The organism is Bacillus sp. NPDC057893 (assembly GCF_042796455.1).
GTDB lineage: Bacteria > Bacillota > Bacilli > Bacillales > Bacillaceae_G > Bacillus_A.
The window spans coordinates 1,505,499-1,522,530 of record NZ_JBHVNG010000001.1; the positions used below are offsets into that span (position 1 = coordinate 1,505,499).

The 17,032-nt window shown below is 33.9% G+C and carries 18 protein-coding genes, 2 pseudogenes and 1 riboswitch; of the genes and pseudogenes, 12 read left to right on the top strand and 8 right to left on the bottom strand.

Translation table 11 applies throughout. The annotated features are described in order from the left end of the window. Positions 1 to 169 precede the first annotated feature (169 nt). Entirely contained in the window at positions 170 to 973 is an 804-nt protein-coding gene (locus ACFVQC_RS08055) for a hypothetical protein (protein WP_377898026.1), read from the top strand. A gap of 225 nt (positions 974 to 1,198) precedes the next feature. On the opposite strand, the gene ACFVQC_RS08060 is transcribed toward ACFVQC_RS08055, so the two are convergent. Then, on the bottom strand, positions 1,199 to 2,083 hold the full coding sequence (locus ACFVQC_RS08060; protein WP_377898028.1) for a DMT family transporter: 885 nt from the start codon (positions 2,081 to 2,083) through the stop codon (positions 1,199 to 1,201). 329 nt (positions 2,084 to 2,412) lie between these two features. Here ACFVQC_RS08060 and ACFVQC_RS08065 point away from each other — a divergent pair, with 329 nt between their 5' ends. Continuing rightward, positions 2,413 to 3,198, top strand: a complete 786-nt coding sequence (locus ACFVQC_RS08065) for a glycosyltransferase family 2 protein (RefSeq protein ID WP_377898149.1) — start codon at positions 2,413 to 2,415, stop codon at positions 3,196 to 3,198. Here ACFVQC_RS08065 and ACFVQC_RS08070 read toward each other — a convergent pair. Genes ACFVQC_RS08070 through rfbF form a run of 4 tightly spaced genes read right to left on the bottom strand, consistent with a single transcriptional unit; the run spans position 3,167 to position 7,147 of the window. After that, positions 3,167 to 4,090 carry an NAD-dependent epimerase/dehydratase family protein gene (locus ACFVQC_RS08070; protein WP_377898030.1) on the bottom strand — a complete coding sequence of 308 codons (924 nt, stop codon included), beginning with the start codon at positions 4,088 to 4,090 and terminating at the stop codon, positions 3,167 to 3,169. The two genes, ACFVQC_RS08065 and ACFVQC_RS08070, sit on opposite strands and share 32 nt — an antisense overlap. Next, positions 4,087 to 5,310 (bottom strand): methyltransferase domain-containing protein, encoded by a 1,224-nt coding sequence (locus ACFVQC_RS08075; protein ID WP_377898032.1) that lies wholly within the window; start codon positions 5,308 to 5,310, stop codon positions 4,087 to 4,089. The genes ACFVQC_RS08070 and ACFVQC_RS08075 overlap by 4 nt, the downstream gene beginning before the upstream one ends. A 12-nt stretch (positions 5,311 to 5,322) precedes the next feature. Further along, positions 5,323 to 6,378 (bottom strand): CDP-glucose 4,6-dehydratase, encoded by a 1,056-nt coding sequence (gene rfbG / locus ACFVQC_RS08080; RefSeq protein ID WP_377898034.1) that lies wholly within the window; start codon positions 6,376 to 6,378, stop codon positions 5,323 to 5,325. 1 nt (position 6,379) lies between these two features. Further along, positions 6,380 to 7,147, bottom strand: a complete 768-nt coding sequence (rfbF, locus tag ACFVQC_RS08085; protein ID WP_377898036.1) for a glucose-1-phosphate cytidylyltransferase — start codon at positions 7,145 to 7,147, stop codon at positions 6,380 to 6,382. A gap of 267 nt (positions 7,148 to 7,414) precedes the next feature. Between rfbF and ACFVQC_RS08090 the strand changes: the two genes are divergently transcribed. The 5 genes and pseudogenes from ACFVQC_RS08090 to ACFVQC_RS08110 all read left to right on the top strand — a co-directional run. Next, positions 7,415 to 7,822, top strand: coding sequence for a MerR family transcriptional regulator (locus ACFVQC_RS08090; protein WP_025149265.1), 408 nt, complete (start codon positions 7,415 to 7,417; stop codon positions 7,820 to 7,822). A 119-nt stretch (positions 7,823 to 7,941) separates the two neighbouring features. After that, positions 7,942 to 9,264, top strand: coding sequence for a hemolysin family protein (locus tag ACFVQC_RS08095; protein ID WP_377891578.1), 1,323 nt, complete (start codon positions 7,942 to 7,944; stop codon positions 9,262 to 9,264). A gap of 53 nt (positions 9,265 to 9,317) precedes the next feature. Further along, positions 9,318 to 9,731: an ATP synthase subunit I gene (locus tag ACFVQC_RS08100; protein ID WP_219919377.1), complete on the top strand. Its 414-nt coding sequence runs from the start codon at positions 9,318 to 9,320 to the stop codon at positions 9,729 to 9,731. 220 nt (positions 9,732 to 9,951) lie between these two features. After that, the gene (locus ACFVQC_RS08105; RefSeq protein ID WP_002146565.1) at positions 9,952 to 10,503 is read left to right on the top strand and encodes a DUF2179 domain-containing protein; all 552 of its coding nucleotides are present in this window, start codon (positions 9,952 to 9,954) and stop codon (positions 10,501 to 10,503) included. A 326-nt stretch (positions 10,504 to 10,829) separates the two neighbouring features. Next, positions 10,830 to 11,213, top strand: a pseudogene (locus tag ACFVQC_RS08110) (hypothetical protein); the annotation flags it as partial. A gap of 82 nt (positions 11,214 to 11,295) precedes the next feature. On the opposite strand, the gene ACFVQC_RS08115 reads toward ACFVQC_RS08110, so the two are convergent. Then, complete coding sequence (locus tag ACFVQC_RS08115) at positions 11,296 to 12,492, bottom strand: MDR family MFS transporter (protein ID WP_377898038.1); 1,197 nt, start codon at positions 12,490 to 12,492, stop codon at positions 11,296 to 11,298. Between the two features lie 112 nt (positions 12,493 to 12,604). Here ACFVQC_RS08115 and ACFVQC_RS08120 point away from each other — a divergent pair, with 112 nt between their 5' ends. From ACFVQC_RS08120 to tsaA, 3 genes and pseudogenes are all read left to right on the top strand, one after another. Beyond that, positions 12,605 to 13,147, top strand: coding sequence for a CGNR zinc finger domain-containing protein (locus ACFVQC_RS08120; RefSeq protein ID WP_063217606.1), 543 nt, complete (start codon positions 12,605 to 12,607; stop codon positions 13,145 to 13,147). A 43-nt stretch (positions 13,148 to 13,190) separates the two neighbouring features. After that, positions 13,191 to 13,946, top strand: a complete 756-nt coding sequence (locus ACFVQC_RS08125) for a class I SAM-dependent methyltransferase (protein ID WP_264538807.1) — start codon at positions 13,191 to 13,193, stop codon at positions 13,944 to 13,946. Between the two features lie 27 nt (positions 13,947 to 13,973). After that, a pseudogene (tsaA, locus tag ACFVQC_RS08130) lies at positions 13,974 to 14,389 on the top strand (tRNA (N6-threonylcarbamoyladenosine(37)-N6)-methyltransferase TrmO). A gap of 71 nt (positions 14,390 to 14,460) precedes the next feature. Here tsaA and ACFVQC_RS08135 read toward each other — a convergent pair. Both ACFVQC_RS08135 and ACFVQC_RS08140 read right to left on the bottom strand, forming a co-directional pair. Continuing rightward, positions 14,461 to 14,604 (bottom strand): hypothetical protein, encoded by a 144-nt coding sequence (locus ACFVQC_RS08135; protein ID WP_000945246.1) that lies wholly within the window; start codon positions 14,602 to 14,604, stop codon positions 14,461 to 14,463. 97 nt (positions 14,605 to 14,701) lie between these two features. Further along, a riboswitch (cyclic di-AMP (ydaO/yuaA leader) is annotated at positions 14,702 to 14,844 on the bottom strand. Between the two features lie 43 nt (positions 14,845 to 14,887). Further along, positions 14,888 to 15,448, bottom strand: a complete 561-nt coding sequence (locus tag ACFVQC_RS08140; RefSeq protein WP_377891584.1) for a GNAT family N-acetyltransferase — start codon at positions 15,446 to 15,448, stop codon at positions 14,888 to 14,890. 127 nt (positions 15,449 to 15,575) lie between these two features. On the opposite strand from ACFVQC_RS08140, the gene ACFVQC_RS08145 reads away from it, so the two are divergent. Beyond that, on the top strand, positions 15,576 to 15,824 hold the full coding sequence (locus tag ACFVQC_RS08145; RefSeq protein WP_000539737.1) for a GlsB/YeaQ/YmgE family stress response membrane protein: 249 nt from the start codon (positions 15,576 to 15,578) through the stop codon (positions 15,822 to 15,824). Between the two features lie 63 nt (positions 15,825 to 15,887). Then, positions 15,888 to 17,009, top strand: coding sequence for an AI-2E family transporter (locus ACFVQC_RS08150; RefSeq protein ID WP_219919373.1), 1,122 nt, complete (start codon positions 15,888 to 15,890; stop codon positions 17,007 to 17,009). Positions 17,010 to 17,032 lie beyond the last annotated feature (23 nt).

Here is a 17,032-nt window from a genome sequence, read left to right on the forward strand (position 1 = left end):
GATGTTTTCTGGTTATGTGTCAGCTTAACATAGTGGATGTAATCTTGAGTAACTAAAAGAAATCCCGATATACACCAATTTTTAAAATTATATATTATAATATATAATGAAGGGTGTGAAATCATATATACATCCTTTAATATATAGTATTTAAAGGTGAGATGTAGAGATGCCATTGATTAAAGAGAAGTATGAATTAAAGTATCGAGATAATTTTGGAAAGGAACAAAAGGTAAAATTAGTGTCTAAGGATTTTCTAAATGCTGAGATAGAAGCATTGAAAATTTTAGAGGATAATCAAAAGAACGTAGTATTTAATAAAAAAAGGAATATTAAGTTAATCAAGTATAAAGGTAAACAGAGTTACATTTATGACTCAGTTTGGAAGAAATTTAGTCCGCTTTCTAATGCTACTTCTGCTGGAGGCTATATAGAAGGTTTTTCTAAACATTATTCTAAGAAGGCTAGGAAGAAAGCAGAGGAATATATTGAAAATAGTTCGAAAAAACAGTATAAAGGTTTAAAAATATATACAATAGTTTATTGGGCATTGTCACTATTGATAGTTGCAGATATGTTTTCTGGTTTTTTCATGAGTTGGGAGAATAAAAAAGAAATCTTAGATTATTTTGGGATAGGGAAAATTAGTATTAGTATTACTTTACAATCACTTTTTTTATTTATGCTTATAATCTCTGCAATCTTCCAACCTATAGCATATGAGAATTTTAGAGAAAATTCTCATAAATGGTCCGATGTAAAAAAACGGTTATATTTATATGAAATCCCTTCACTAGTTAGTACGGTATCAACTGCACTATCTTTAATATTTATTAAAGATAGTGTAATAATTTTTGGAGACCTTACTCTTTTCACTATTATTTTGCTACTTATTTTAAAGATTTTTATTACAATTGAATACGAAAGGAATGCTTTTTATCAGCAAATAAAAGATCAATTTCATAATAAATAACATAAGGTATGATGCTGATATTTTTAGTTAAATGGCACGTAAGAAAAAATGAAACTTAAAGACAAGGTATAAAAGAGATCATTTAGATAAAATACTGAAGTATACATAAAATTAAAAAAAGTTTAGTTCGTTAAAAAACACGAATCTGGTACAATACCAGATTCGTGTTTTTTAGTTTTTTTGTTATGGTGTTTAAAGTTCTTTTTATTTGTTTCTAATAATATGTTATTTCTTTTCAAAAGTAGTAATGAAAACACTACATATAATAAGAATACCACCAATAAAAAAGTTACTATTTAATGTCTCATTTAATACGAGCCAACCGAGCAACGATCCAACGATAGGTTGGAAGAAGAAAAATAACGAGCCGATGCTAGCGTCCATTAATTCTAATCCTTTATTCCAAAGGAAAAAGGCACCTGCCGTTGAGACGATTCCTAAATAAAGTACGCCTAATACTACATACATGTTCATATGTTCAATCGGGTTTGATTGAAATTCCCATATCATAAAAGGTGTAATGAAAAAGAGTGAAAAGAATATGGCGTACGTTGTAATCACTAAAGATGAAAATCGAGCTGAAGCAATCTTCACATAAATAGATAGTAAAGCCCACGTAATAGCGGCCCCGACTAATATGATTGTACCGATAAAATAGGAGCCAATTTCAATGTCCCATCCAATTACGATAATGACACCGATTGTCGCTATGATAGTAGATAGCAGTCTGCGAGCAGTTAGTTTTTCTTTTAAAATAATCGCTGCAAATATAACCATAAATGCAGGAGTGGCTGATGTTACTAACGAGCCTGTATGAGCGTCCGATAATTTTGTTCCGATAAATTGACAAGTGATCGAAATGAAATATCCGATAAATCCAATCCAGGCGAATAGGAGCCAATCTTTTTTGCGAATGGTTACTTTTTTCTTTTGCTTTTTCTCAGCTATTTTCAAAATGGAATATAAAACAACGAGAGCGATAATAAAGCGTATCCAAACGAGTGTCAATGGTGGGATAAAGTCGAGTACATATTTGCTAACAACATACATACCGCCCCATATACTTGCTGCTAGTGATAAACATATAGCTCCTAAAATTGTTTGTTTCATATATAAAGTACCTCCGTCTATTTTTAGGGTATTATGAGTTCCCTAAGACGAGGCATAGTGTGTTATATGAATGCCCGCCTTAGTTTATAGACGGCCTACAGGTTGATCGTTTTCGAATGAATTGTTGTAGTACATACGTGCATTCCTCCTTCATATTTTATAATGATATTATAACTTAATTTTCAGTTTATTGTGATGTTTCTTTAGAAAATGGAAATGGTGGTTGTCTAAGAAAGCATAGTATATGGTAGAAAAACATATTTTTAAAATAAAAGAAACCAATCACATAACTGATAAGTATAGTAAGAGTAGGATGAAAAAATAGATTAATAGAGAAAGAGGAGGAGATTGTTATAACTACAACCGTTATTTCTCATTTTTATAACGAAGAGTATTTATTGCCGTGGTGGCTTATGCATCATACGAAACTGTTTGATCATGGCATTTTAATTAATAAAGGTTCAACAGATCGTTCGGTTGAAATTTGTAAAAAATATGCACCGCATTGGGAAGTGCGAGATTCTGCATATCCGGAATTTGATGCATTAGCGACAGATCATGAAGTAATGATGATAGAGCAAGAAGTACAAGGGTGGAAAATGATTTTAAATACGACTGAGTTTCTTTGTGTGCAAGATAAAAATCAGTTTTGGAAATCACTAAATGAATTGGGAGGGAAGATGTATTGGCTAGAAGGGCTTATTATGGTTGATGATCTTAACTATAATTATCCGGACCTTAATTTTGGAATACCTTTAATGAAACAGCGATTTCACGGTTATTTACCAGAAGATTGGGCGTTATGGAGAAGAGGTAGATTTATTCATAATCATGAACACGGAAGTTATACGGTCGGAAGACATTTATCCGCGCATGAATCTATGATCTATCCGCCTCTTGCTTGTATTGCATGGTTTGGATTTAGTCCGTGGAACGATGCGATGAGAAAGCGCAAATTACAAATTGGTCCGACTCTTTCTGAAGCTAGTAAGCATGGTGGGATGGGGACACATCATATTATTACACCTGAAAAATTAGAAGAATGGTATAAGGATTTGGCGAGAGGAACGAAGGATTTACGTTTTAGTGGTGCGTATCGTTATGCTTTTTTATAAATGATTCCCACCATAAAATTGTTTCTTCGATTCCTGTATTTAGATCGTATGTTGGTTTCCAGTTTACTTCAGTTTTTAAACGTTCTACATTAACGCCGACGAATAAAGGTTCATCTTTAGAAAAAGGGATTGCACCTAGTTTAATTAAATGTTCTTTTCCTATCTTTTTAGCAATGATAGAAACTAATTCTTTAATTTGTACAGATTGACCAGAAGCGATATTGATTGTGCCTGTAACGTCGCGTTCTAATACTGTTACGAGAGCATCAGCGACGTCACTCACATGGAGGAAATCTCTTGATTGTTTTCCATGTGTACATAGTGCGTCCTCATTATTTAATAAGGACGTGATAATGTTAGAAACGAGTCGGTTACCTTGTTCGTGAGGGCCATACATATGAAAAATGCGGCCCCAACACATGCTGAGGCCTGTTTGCTCAGCGTATGATTGTAGCCAGGAGTGTAGAGCGTTTTTACATAATGAATACGGGGTTTTATAGGAAAGAAGCAGTGAATCTTCAAATAGTACGCCGTTAAACCATTCATATTCTGCACCAGTACCGGAAACAACGACTCGCTTTCCACCGCATGTTGTGAAGTGTTGAATCAATGAGATACTGGATGTAAGCCAATAGTAATTATGAATAGATACATAACACGCTGGCGGCACTGCTTCCCAAGCTAAATGAATGAGATGACTAGGTTTGATGTCGTAAATGAGTTTTTTTACTTCTTCATCGCAAAGTAAGTTTATTTTATGCCAATGGCAAGAAAGGTGAGAAGGCTTATTTGTATTGTAAGTGGCGTGCACTTCATAGCCCTTTTGTATAAGAGAATGTACAACATATTTACCAATCCATCCACTACCGCCTGTTACAAGGATTTTTTTCATGGCTCGATCACCTCAACTTCTGGAATCGTTACTAAAAATTTGCCGCCCCATTCACGAATGAAAGAGCATTCTTTCATAATTTCATCTTTCAAATTCCAAGGAAGTATGAGAATGTAATCTGGTTTTGTACGCTTAATTTCTTCTGGAGATTGTATTGGAATGCGGGTGCCTGGTAGAAGGAGATTTTGTTTGTGAGGGTTTTTATCTACTGTATAAGCTAGAAATTCTTTGCCTATCCCGCAATAATTTAAAAGGGTGTTTCCTTTAGCTGGAGCACCGTAACCGATAATTTGTTTGTTTAAAGCTTTTGCTTCGATAAAAAACTTTAAAATATTTATTTTCAATTGTTCGATGTGTTTAGAGAAAAGGAGATAGCAATCTAATGTATCTAGCCCGTGATCTACTTCTTTTTGGATTAAGTTTGTAACATTGGAATGGATAGTGGATGAGGCACTATAATGGTTTATAAAAATACGCAAGGAACCACCGTGTGTTGAAAGTTCTTCTACATCGACAATTTGTAAATGATGATGAGCTAAAACTTTTTGAAGGCATATAAGTGAAAAATAGGAGAAGTGCTCATGATAGATTGTGTCAAACTGTTTAAAGGATATGAGGTTTAATAAGTGCGGGAATTCAATTGTTATCGTGCCATCTTGCTTTAATAACGTTTTTAAACCGGCGACAAAATCATGCAAGTTTGGAACGTGTGCTAATACGTTATTTGCGACGATTAAATCTGCTTGCGGTAACTTTTTTGCTAAGTCATTGCTGAAAAAATTAACTTGAGTAGGAATTCCTTTTTGGATAGCGATTTCTGCTACATTCTTTGCTGGTTCAATTCCTAACGTTTCGATATGTTCTTTTTGAAAGTATTGTAATAAGTACCCGTCGTTACTCGCGATTTCAATCACTTTCGAATGGTTTGTTAAGTTAAAACGCTTCATAGCCATTTCTACATATTGCTTAGCGTGTAGTAGCCAGCTTGATGAGTAAGAACTGAAGTATAAATAGTCATGAAAAATATTGTGCGGAGATTCAAATTCATCTAATTGTACAAGTAAACAAGAGTTACAAACAAATGTGTGCAGCGGATAAAATGGTTCCATTTTATATGAGTGTTCAGGAGCTACAAATGAGTTAGCGAGAGGGGAAACTCCTAAATCTAAAAAAGTATTTGTTAGTAATGAGTGGCAAAAACGGCATTTTTTTTGTTCCATTTTATAGCCCCCTTATAAATTTTTGAATGCATCGATTTGTTGTCGCGTGAAAGATTCCATATTTTCACGAGATGCATATTTTTTGTACCAATCAACAGTCCAAGCGATAGAATGATCTGTTGATAATTTAGGAGTCCAACCGAGTTTATTTACTGCTTTTGTACTATCAAGTGTTAAAATAGGTGATTCATAAGGAGTGTTTGTATGAGGAGAAAGGATTGTTAGTGGTTGATTCCATAATTTCATTATAGATTGAATGACATCATGAACGGTTCTGTTAGGTTCATTTATCGGGCCGAAATTCCACGCTGCTGCATATTCGGCGTCTTTCCCAAGCTTCTCAGCTAAAAGAATATAGCCGTGTAAAGGATCTAATACGTGTTGCCACGGACGAATAGCGTTTTTGTTTCTAATAGTTAATGTATCATTTTGTAAATACGCTCGAATAATATCTGGAAATAATCGGTCTTCTGCCCAATCGCCACCACCGATGACGTTACCTGCTCTTACTGAGGCAAGTTTCTGAGTATGAGTGCGGAAGAATGATTTTTGATAGGATGTTGCAACTAGTTCAGCGCAAGCTTTACTAGCACTATAAGGATCGAAACCTCCTAGCCGGTCAGTTTCCACAAATGCCCGATTACCGCTCCCATCATTTTCATAACATTTATCACTTGTAACATTAATGATACCACGTATACTTTCTATATGTTTTGCGGCTTCTAATACGTGAACAGTACCTAAAACATTCGTTTTAAATGTTTCGATAGGATTTTTATATGAAGTGGTGACGATTGACTGGGCTGCTAAATGAAATAGTATGTCTGGGTTATGTTGTTTTAGGGCAAGGAATAAAGAATCGTAATCTGTAATATCGCCCTTAATTGTCATGCACTCTTTTGCTACGTTACTTTGTTCAAAAAGGTTAGGGGTGGATGGAGGCTGAGAAGAGTAGCCGATTACTTCTGCACCTAATGAAGTTAAAAAAAGGGTGAGCCACGAACCTTTAAAGCCGGTATGTCCCGTAATAAATACTTTTTTCTTATTCCAAAAAGATGATGAAGTCATATTACCAAACCTTCCACGGAGCTTTATTATTTTCCCATAGCTCGACTAATTTATTTTTATCGCGCAATGTATCCATTGGATGCCAAAAACCAGTATGCTGAAAGGCTGCTAATTCATTCTTATTTACTAACTGCACTAAAGTTTCTGTTTCAAAAACAGATTTATCCCCGCTAATATAATTGAAAATATTAGGATTTAAAACAAAAAAACCACCATTCACCCAACCACCATCACCTAGTGGCTTCTCTTGAAAGGATGTGACAGACTGTTTATCTAAGACGAGAGAACCGAATCTCCCAGGAGGTTGTACGGCTGTAACAGTAGCTAATTTCCCGTGATTTTTATGAAACGCAATAAGATCTTTTATATTTACATTGCTTAATCCGTCACCATAAGTGAGGCAAAAAGGTTCGTCTCCGACGTAATTTTGTATTTTTTTAACCCGTCCCCCCGTTTCAGTATTTAGACCGGTGTCAATTAGTGTAACTTTCCACGGTTCAATACGATGAGAATGGCTAGTAATTGTATTATCGCTTAAATGTATTGTGAAATCTGACATGTGTAAGTTGTAATTTAAAAAGAACTCTTTAATTGCATACCCTTTATAGCCTAAGCAAATAATAAACTCAGTAATGCCGTAATGACTATACAAACTCATAATGTGCCATAGAATAGGCTTTGTTCCAATTTCAATCATAGGTTTTGGTTTTAAATGCGTTTCTTCCCCAATCCGAGTCCCGTATCCACCAGCAAGAATAACAGCTTTCATTTTTTCCTCCTAAGTATAAAAGATTTTGATATCGATGTTGTTATGATATGTACTTAAAATTAGAAAGGAACGGGAAATTCTATGGTTATATTTCGTTAATTTTAATCTAAGTATTTCACTATATAATTAAATTAATAGATTAGATAATAAAAGATGAGACGATAAATTTTGTATAAATTATGAATAAGAAACCGTCACGTTTGACTGTACAGTTTATGTATTGTATGATGGTAGTAATATAAACAAGGGGGGAAGATCGTTGGGAAGGTGTATCGAATCGGACAGTTGGCTCTCATGGCTCACGTGTCGAAACGAACGATTGATTATTATACGAATCTAGGTATCTTAAAAGCGGAGCGATCTCAATCTAATTATCGCTATTACGACGAAACAGCATTTGAGACGTTACAATTTATTGAAAAGTGCAAAGAAATGCATATGCCGCTTTGTGAGATTAAAGAGAAAATCGAGGAGAAGAAGAAGCTGCTCGGTATCAATGAACACGTTTCGAAACAAGTGAATGAAGTGACAGACCATATTCATAGATTAGAAGCAGAGCTAACGGAGTTAAAGCCTCTTTTAGATGAATTGACTGATTCACAACGTGAAAAAATATCGAAATCTTTATCAGGTCAAACGACAGCTTTAATACAAACACTTGCTCTATTATTATAGAATAAGTGAAATCCGACCTCTTTAATTTTTGTATCGGGCTATGTTTTCTAACGAACAAATAAGAAAACATTATAGTATACAGGAGGTGGACACCTTAGTTTTTTAACTAAGGGGATTCATTGGAAATATTTAATTTAGTCATGGTTGCGATTTTAATCGCATTTACTGGATTTTTCGTAGCAGCAGAGTTTGCGATTGTAAAAGTACGTTCAAGTCGTATTGATCAGCTTGTTGCGGAAGGGAAACGCGGTGCTTTAGCAGCGAAAAAGGTAACAACAAATTTAGATGAATATTTATCTGCTTGTCAATTAGGTATTACAGTTACAGCGATGGGACTTGGTTGGTTAGGTGAACCGACGATAGAAAAGTTATTACATCCGTTATTTGAGAAATGGAACATAAATCCTTCTATCTCATCAGTATTAACGTTTGGCCTTGCTTTTATGCTAATGACGTATTTACACGTTGTCGTAGGGGAATTAGCTCCGAAAACGATGGCAATTCAAAAGGCTGAACAAGTAACGTTGTTATTGGCAGCTCCGTTAATGATGTTCTATAAAATCATGTATCCATTTATTTGGGTATTGAACGGTTCAGCTCGTGTTATAACTGGCTTATTCGGTTTAAAACCAGCTTCTGAACATGAAGTAGCTCATACAGAAGAAGAGTTACGTCTTATTCTTTCAGAGAGCTACGAAAGTGGAGAAATTAATCAAGCTGAATACAAGTATGTAAATAATATCTTTGAATTTGATAATCGCATTGCGAAAGAAATCATGGTACCGCGTACAGAAATCGTTGGTTTCTATCTTGAAGATTCAGTAGAAGAACACATGAAAGTAATCCAAAATGAACGATACACACGTTATCCGATTTTTGGAGAAGATAAAGATGATATTATCGGTATGGTCAATGTAAAAGATTTCTTTATTCGATATATGAACAACGATCAAGAAGATTTATCATCGATTCGCACGTATATGCGTCCGATTATTGAAGTGATGGAAACAACTCCAATTCATGATTTATTACTGCAAATGCAGAAGAAGCGAATTCCAATGGCTGTTTTATATGATGAGTACGGAGGAACAGCTGGAATTGTAACGCTTGAAGATATATTGGAGGAAATCGTCGGCGAAATTCGTGATGAATATGATGAAGATGAAGCACCACCAATTCAGCATGTGAACGAGTATCATAAAATTGTTGATGGGAAAGTGCTTATCACAGAAGTGAAAGATTTGTTTGGATTACACATTGAAGAAGACGATGTGGATACAATCGGTGGATGGATTATGATGCAAAATCATGAAATCGAAGAAGGACAATGCGTTGAAGCAGAAGGCTATGAATTTAAAGTGTTAGAAAAAGATGCTTATCAAATTAAACGTGTTGAAATTCAAAAAATGGAACAAGAACAAGAGAAAGCAGCAACTGTGTAAGTTGCTGCTTTTCTTCTAGCACATAATAAAATGTGAAATTAGGAGCGGATATTTTGATTCAAGTAGCCTTACGTGTATATCGAGTACAATTGTATACGATCTTTAGTGGTTTACTACTAATGTGGGCGGTTACTCCGTTTGGAAAACAAGTGACAGGATTCGGTATTGGATTAGCTGTAAGTGCATACTGTCTTTGGTTATTAGCTCGCAGAGTTGAGAAATTAGGAAGAAGTATTGTGATGAAAGAAAAGGCTCCTGGATTAGGAGTTTTAAACCGATTTGCGGCCGCAATATTAGGGGCTATCATTATGTTTGAAATTGAGCATGAAATGGAAATGTGGGCATTTGGTACTGGAATATTAGGTGGACACTTTTTAATGATTGCGAATTTAGCCTATGCAAATATGCAGCTAGTAAAAGAAGAAGAGAAACAAAGAGAACATGCTTCGAAAAACATAGAGTTATGAGGAAAGGGACCTAATCAGGTTCCTTTTTCGCGTTTAAAAATAAATGAGATAATACGAGTGATTTACTGGTATTTATCGGATTTACGCCAAACATAATACGCTTATTTTTGAGGCATTTCAATAGTATGAAAAAAATTAAAAAAAAATTTAAAAACCCATCGATTTCTAAAGCTTATGTATGTTATCATGACAAAAGAATTTACGAAAGAGGTGGATACCAATGTTACAAGCGTTACTTATTTTTGTGCTTCAAATTATTTATGTTCCAGTTTTAACAATCCGTACGATTTTGCTTGTAAAGAATCAAACAAGATCCGCTGCTGGTGTAGGATTGTTAGAAGGTGCTATTTACATTGTCAGTTTAGGGATTGTGTTTCAAGATTTATCAAATTGGATGAACATTGTCGCCTACGTCATTGGCTTTAGTGCGGGACTATTATTAGGCGGTTATATAGAGAATAAATTAGCAATTGGATATATTACGTATCAAGTTAGTTTACTAGACCGTTGTAATGAATTAGTAGATGAATTACGTCACTGTGGATTTGGCGTTACAGTATTTGAAGGTGAAGGAATTAATTCTATACGTTATCGCTTAGATATCGTTGCTAAGCGCTCTAGAGAGAAAGAACTTTTAGAAATTATTAATGAAATTGCACCAAAAGCATTTATGTCTTCTTATGAAATTCGTTCGTTTAAAGGCGGATACTTAACGAAAGCGATGAAGAAGAGAGCGCTGTTGAAGAAGAAGAAAGATGAACATGCATCATAACCGGTTTTGTTGACGGTGGGGAGATATTAAAAACAGATTAATTTGGGATACCAATTCACATATGAATTGGTATCCCTCTTTTGTTGTTATAGCAGAACTTTAATGGATTTACTGTACCAATTATAAATAAGGAAACATATTGGAGACAGCGCTTAATTTTATGTGGTGTTGTAAAAGCCTATGCTAAATTCATTACGAATTGGATATTCAAATTTATGATTAAATGTAGACAGGAGAAAGAACTTATTTTTTATGGAAATTACAATTTTTACATTTTAAAATTATAATATGGAATAGTTGAATTCATTTATTTCGGAGGTAGTTACTTGAACATTAACGAGAAGGCAATTGAATGGTTCGAAAAGGGATTCAAAGAATACTGGAAAAGTCCCAGTTGGATTGGCAGATTTGTTTATGCTCTATATAAAGCTAGTAATTTCTCCCGTATAAATGAAGTTATACGGGAATCTATTGAACAGAAGACAGCAGAAATAGAAGATGTTCAGAATGAAGAAGTAGAAGAAAACTGGACAGAAAATGATAAGAAAGAGTTAATTGAAGAATATATAGAAGAGAACAATTATTATAAAAAAATGATAGAACGTATCGAATCTGGATATGTTCCAGGGTTATACTCTGAAATTGATCATATAGGGGCTTGTTATTTATTTGGTTGTAAAAGACATAATCACCTTGAATATGAAAAATAAAAAGATTCGACTGTCAAACATGATGGTCGAATGTTTTTATTATAGGTCGCTTGTCTAAAGGTACCATCTCAATTGTAATATGTTAAAGATGTTTCGTATCATTAGATAGGAATATATCCCCTTTAGAGACCCCTTTTTTAATATTTAAAATATGTAGTGAAATAAAGCCAATAAGTCCTATTCCGCCGAAAATAAGCCATGGTGTATACATTCTGTTTAAGTTTGATGTAAACCATGTACCGGTATAATTACCAATGATAAAACCAATTGCGAGTGATAATTGATAAAATCCGAAGTAAGTAGCAGTGTACGATTCGTTACTGTAATTCGCAATAGTGATATCAGCGTTAGGTAATACAAGTGTTTCGCCAATTGTAAATAATATTACACAAATAAATAACCAATATGGATGTTGGAATAAAGGAATGAGTAAAAAGGAAATACCCATTAATAAAACACCGTATTTAATAATCGAAAGGGTGTTGTATTTGTGAAATAGTTTTCGGAATAATACCATAAATATGACGCCTGTTATTGCATTTATCGTAATAACTAGTGTAGCAAGTTGATTGCTATTACTAATGTTTTTCATATGAAGTGGAAGTGCGACAGTAAGCTGAGTAAACATAATATAGAAGAAAATCATGATAAATGAAAACAGAAGGAAAGATTTGTTTTGTAAAATTGCCTGTATTCCTAATGTAATAGACGTGTTTTCAGTAGAAACTTGGAAGTGGTTTTTAAGTAAGTAAAAGATTAAAGCGAATATCAGCATAAGAAATCCTGTTAGAGAGAAAGCATAAATCGGATCGAGTAAGAGTAAAAAACCTCCTGCGATTGGTCCGATTATTGCACCGCAATTAAAACTAAGGTTTAAATATGTAAATAAATTTTTTCTCATATGAGCTGGTTGTGAGCCAAATATAGCGCGAGCAGCAGGTTCGTAAAATGCAGTTCCAAAGCCAATAAGTGCGGAAGAAATAGAAATTGTATAGAAATCAGAGTATATTCCTAAAGCAATAAACCCAATTCCTCTTAAAAATAATCCAGCTATCATCATAATGATATAGCCTATTTTGTCCGCGATTAATCCTGAGAATAAAGGGATAACTCTTGATGTGATTGTCATAACCGTCAAAACTGTTCCGACTTGCATGGCTGAAAAGTGGAGAAAATTTAATAGATAAATAGCTAAAAATGCAAATACCGCAAAATAACCAAAAGACATAAAAAATGAAGAAATAAGCATGAAACGTATCGGTATTGAGAAATTTTTCATAGAACTCCTCCTAATTTTGTAACCAGTAAAATTAATTGATGGTTAACTATTTTATATTATAATTATACATAAAGTCAGAAAAAAGTAAATTTTAAGAAGAAGGTGAATGGAATTGAATCAGAATGCACCACATGAATTAGAATATATTCGGGAATTTTTAAATACATGGAAAATACCAAACGATACGAGAGAGCCAATTGATTTGCTACAAACAGAAGGTGATATAAAGCAATTTATGAAAAAATATTTTCATGAAGAGTTTTCATTTCATACAATAGATGAATTAAAAAGTTTTCGAGAAGACATTCGGTTAACAATTGAAGGCGAAGGATCGTTGCAAAAATGGTTAGAAAAATACCCATTTCATGTACATATAAAGGGAGATATGAAAAGTGTTACATATGAACCGGTGCAAGAAGAGAATGTGTATACAAAAGTATTGAGTATTGTTTTAATGGCGATTCAAGAAAAGTCGTGGGGAAGGTTAAAAGCCTGTCCAGATTGTCGCTGGGTATTTTATGATCATTCGCGTAATGGAAGTAAAAGATGGTGCGGTATGTATGCTGGGGAAGAAGGCGGAAGAGCGTGCGGTACAATTGCAAAAGTGAAAAATTACCGAGCGAAGAGAAAAGGAAGATCGGGTTATAACGTGTAATTATTATTGGGAGTGGAAAATAGAATAGAGGGGGATGCAAAGCATGGAACAAACAAAAATGTTACAAGTGAATAAAAAGTGCTGGGACGTAGTAGCACCTCATTTTTTTCAAGTAGATTGTTTGCCTAAATACGGACCGTATACAGCATCAGAAGAGGAAATTCATTTATTCGACTCCATTGAGAATAAAAGTATTCTTGATATCGGATGTGGTAGTGGACATTCTTTGCGATATATGGCGGAGTGCGGTGCGAAAGAGTTATGGGGACTCGATCTTTCAGAGACGCAAATTGAAACAGCAAATGAAACGTTAAAGTATTGGAATCCAAAGTTAATACGCGGGGCAATGGAAGAAGAAGTAAATATACCGACAGAGCATTTTGATATAGTGTATTCCATCTATGCATTAGGATGGACGTCTAATTTAAGAAAAACATTGGAACTGATTTATTCGTATTTAAAGCCAGGTGGAAGTTTTATTTTTAGCTGGGAGCATCCGGTATATTCAAACTTACAGTATGGTACAGAAGAAATTGTTTTAAAGTCTTCGTATCATGAAGAAACTCCTATTATGTTTGAAACATTTAAAGGGGAAGAAGTACAAGCGACATTATATAAGAGAAAAATGAGTACATACATAAATGAGTTAAATAGAGCCGGATTTACAATTGAGAGAATAGAAGAACCTGAACCATCTAGCGTATTTGATGGAGAAATAGCAGAGCCTTCTACGAAGTATTATTCTTTATATAAAGCTAGGATGGTGCCGACGACGTTCATTATTAAGGTAAGGAAGTAAATAATGCTGCATAAAGAAGGGGAAAAAATGAGTCATATTAATATGGTGAAAATTGGTGAAGTATTATTTCTAACATTAATATATATCCAGAGTATATTGGAGGATTAGCTGGCCTTGAGGATTACTATCATGCAATTGTTATTTTTTATATGAATGATTTCCAGGAAGAAAATAACGAGTCGTGGGCTAGAAAGCCAAGGGGACTAAGTGATTTAGATGAAAAAGGATGTTTTGCGCAACGGACAAAGTATCGTCCAAACCCTATTGGAATTACTACTGTTGAAATATTGTCCATTGAAAATAATGTTATGACTGTGCAAGGATTAGATGCTAATGATCAAACGGCTATTTTAGATATAAAACCATATATTGCTGCTTTTGATGCAAGGGAAAATGTTAGTGTTCCAGATTGGATGAATAAATTGATGCAAGATTATTTTTAATGCTAATACAAAAAGATTTGCAGTTCATAATTGCAAATCTTTTTGTGTTAAATATTGTATGCATGGTTTATTTATCTCTTCGGTTGAAAAATATGCTGAAAAAAGTATTTGTGATGTAAGTTATCTACAACTTTATTTGCTTGATATGTGCGATGTTGTTCGAGTCGAAGTCTTTGCTCCATCATTTTTATTGCGTGATCAGATAAACGTAACATAATACATCTCTCCTTTTCTATAAATATAGGTTTTTAATTGGTATCGTTCCCATATTTATAACTAAGGAGGTATACTGTGTAACATAGGCAAAAAGCACCTTCCTCTCCCATTACGCTTACGAGGTTAGCTGTCGGACTCGGGAAGTGAGAGTTTCCCTACTTAAATAAGATTCGCCCCAAGTAGCATGGCTACAAAAATGGTTCCCCCGCTCCAAAATTTGGACTCAGCAAAAGGTTTTATAAAGTAAAAGATAACATAAATAAATTAATGAGTCAAACTATTTTATGTTTTCTGTCTTTTTAGTTGTGTAAGAATCATACGATCGGTAATTGTTATATCGGTTACTTCAATGAAGCCGTGTTTTTTATATAATGCAATAGCAGGGGTATTTGCTTTACCTGTTTGTACAATGTATGCCATTGAAGAAGGGAACATGTTAAATATATAAAGTAGGAGTTTCGTTGCGATTCCTTTTTTAAAAAAATCAGGCGATACAACTAGTCGGTGAATATCAATTAGCTTTGCTTCTTGTATAAAAGAAATAAAGCCGACAAGTTTATCTTCAGAAAAATATCCATAGAATGTTTCAACGCAACTTTGAATATCGTTTACAGTATCATATAAACGGGGTATTGCAGTACTGTTTAAATAATCTGCTTCAACTTTATAAGCTGGAATTTGAATCTGAAAAATGGATGCTGCTACCTCAAAAGAACTGGAATGTAACTTATGAATCATAGATAATGAAGCCTCCTTTGAATATGATATATTAATATAATTGATTGATGGGTAAGTTTGACAATATTTTTCTTTTTTGCATATAATATATGTATCTCCATACATAAAATGTTCTTGCGTTTATTTTTATAGCAGAATATGGTTAGTGTAAATGAATTAGTAATCTTATATTATAGTTTTGTTACTCTTGTATTTGATCATACAAAACTATAATAGAAATGGAGGACTAAAAATGGGATGGATTATCACATTAATAGTTGGTGCTATTATAGGTGCAATTGCTAGTTCTATAACGGGTAAAAATTTCCCAGGTGGTATGTTCGGAAATATTATCGCAGGTTTATTAGGTGCTTCGTTAGGTAGTAGATTATTTGGATCTTTTGGGCCATCATTTGGTGGAATTCATGTCGTGCCAGCATTATTAGGAGCAATCGTATTAATTCTTATTGTATCATTTGTAGTGAAAGCTGCAAGGAAATAAAGATATAGATAATGATGAAAAGCCCTGAGGAAGGGCTTTTCATCATTCAAAGAGGTGGTTTCATTGGAGAAAGTAAATATAAGAAAAAGAGACAAGTTAAAAAAGTTTTTTAGAGAACAAAATTATTTAGCAGTGTTACTTGGATTTGCATTATTGTTCATTAACATATTATTGCTAACAAAAATTTCTTTCGTTTTTACCCCGTTTATCGTCTTTTTAAAAACAATCTTCTTCCCGGTATTATTAGCCGGAGTGCTATTTTATATCTTGCACCCATTCGTTTCACTTTTAGAAAAGAAAGGTGTTTCAAGAATCGTATCGATAGCCTCGATATATTTAATAGTACTAGGATTATTTGTGTTTTTAGTTGTAACGGTTATCCCTATTATTAAAGATCAAATTGATGCATTAATAGATAACTTACCGTATTTCGGTCATGAAATCGAACGAGCAGCACGTAGATTTGGGGAAAGTAATTTACTCGGTAAAATTCAGGAGAATTTAAATATTGATGTAGCGAATATAGTAAAAGACTACACAGTTGATTTTACAAAGTCATTATCATCAGTAACTGGAAATGTAACTGGATTTTTAAGTACACTTACAGAAGTTGTTTTAACATTTGTCATGGTTCCGTTTATATTGTTCTATCTATTAAAAGATGGTGAACAATTACCGAATCACTTTTTGAAGTTTATTTCAGAGCAAAGACAACCGGCAGCAATGAGAATACTAGATGATATGCATTATGCTATTAGTTCGTATATAAGAGGGCAAATTATCGTTAGCTTGTTTATCGGTATCATGCTATTAATTGGTTACCTTATTATTGGTATTAAATATGCGGTATTACTTGCTATTTTAGCGATGATTGTAAATATCGTTCCGTACGTAGGTCCAGTTATCGCAATAACTCCAGCGTTAATTATCGCATTTATTGACTCGCCAGGAATGGTTTTAAAGGTAATTATCGTTATGATGGTTGTGCAATTAGCAGAAGGTAAGTTTATCTCCCCGCAAGTAATGGGGAAAAAGCTAGATATCCATCCGATTACAATTATATTTATCATTTTAACTGCTGGAAACTTATTCGGTATTATGGGGATAGTTTTAGCAATTCCAGGGTATGCGATATTAAAAGTGTTAGTTACACATAGTTATAGATTTGTAAAATTGAATACGTAAAAAAGAGCTAAAACAGAGAAACC

Bases quoted from the DNA above. Each gene is read 5' to 3' on its own strand.
- ACFVQC_RS08145 (WP_000539737.1), top strand. From the start codon at position 15,576: ATGGGATGGATTATCACATTAATAGTTGGTGCTATTATAGGTGCAATT.
- rfbG (WP_377898034.1), bottom strand. From the start codon at position 6,378: ATGACTTCATCATCTTTTTGGAATAAGAAAAAAGTATTTATTACGGGA.
- ACFVQC_RS08125 (WP_264538807.1), top strand. From the start codon at position 13,191: ATGGAACAAACAAAAATGTTACAAGTGAATAAAAAGTGCTGGGACGTA.
- ACFVQC_RS08070 (WP_377898030.1), bottom strand. From the start codon at position 4,090: ATGAAAAAAATCCTTGTAACAGGCGGTAGTGGATGGATTGGTAAATAT.
- rfbF (WP_377898036.1), bottom strand. From the start codon at position 7,147: ATGAAAGCTGTTATTCTTGCTGGTGGATACGGGACTCGGATTGGGGAA.
- ACFVQC_RS08115 (WP_377898038.1), bottom strand. From the start codon at position 12,492: ATGAAAAATTTCTCAATACCGATACGTTTCATGCTTATTTCTTCATTT.
- ACFVQC_RS08075 (WP_377898032.1), bottom strand. From the start codon at position 5,310: ATGGAACAAAAAAAATGCCGTTTTTGCCACTCATTACTAACAAATACT.
- ACFVQC_RS08140 (WP_377891584.1), bottom strand. From the start codon at position 15,448: ATGTATGGAGATACATATATTATATGCAAAAAAGAAAAATATTGTCAA.
- ACFVQC_RS08060 (WP_377898028.1), bottom strand. From the start codon at position 2,083: ATGAAACAAACAATTTTAGGAGCTATATGTTTATCACTAGCAGCAAGT.
- ACFVQC_RS08135 (WP_000945246.1), bottom strand. From the start codon at position 14,604: ATGTTACGTTTATCTGATCACGCAATAAAAATGATGGAGCAAAGACTT.
- ACFVQC_RS08055 (WP_377898026.1), top strand. From the start codon at position 170: ATGCCATTGATTAAAGAGAAGTATGAATTAAAGTATCGAGATAATTTT.
- ACFVQC_RS08105 (WP_002146565.1), top strand. From the start codon at position 9,952: ATGTTACAAGCGTTACTTATTTTTGTGCTTCAAATTATTTATGTTCCA.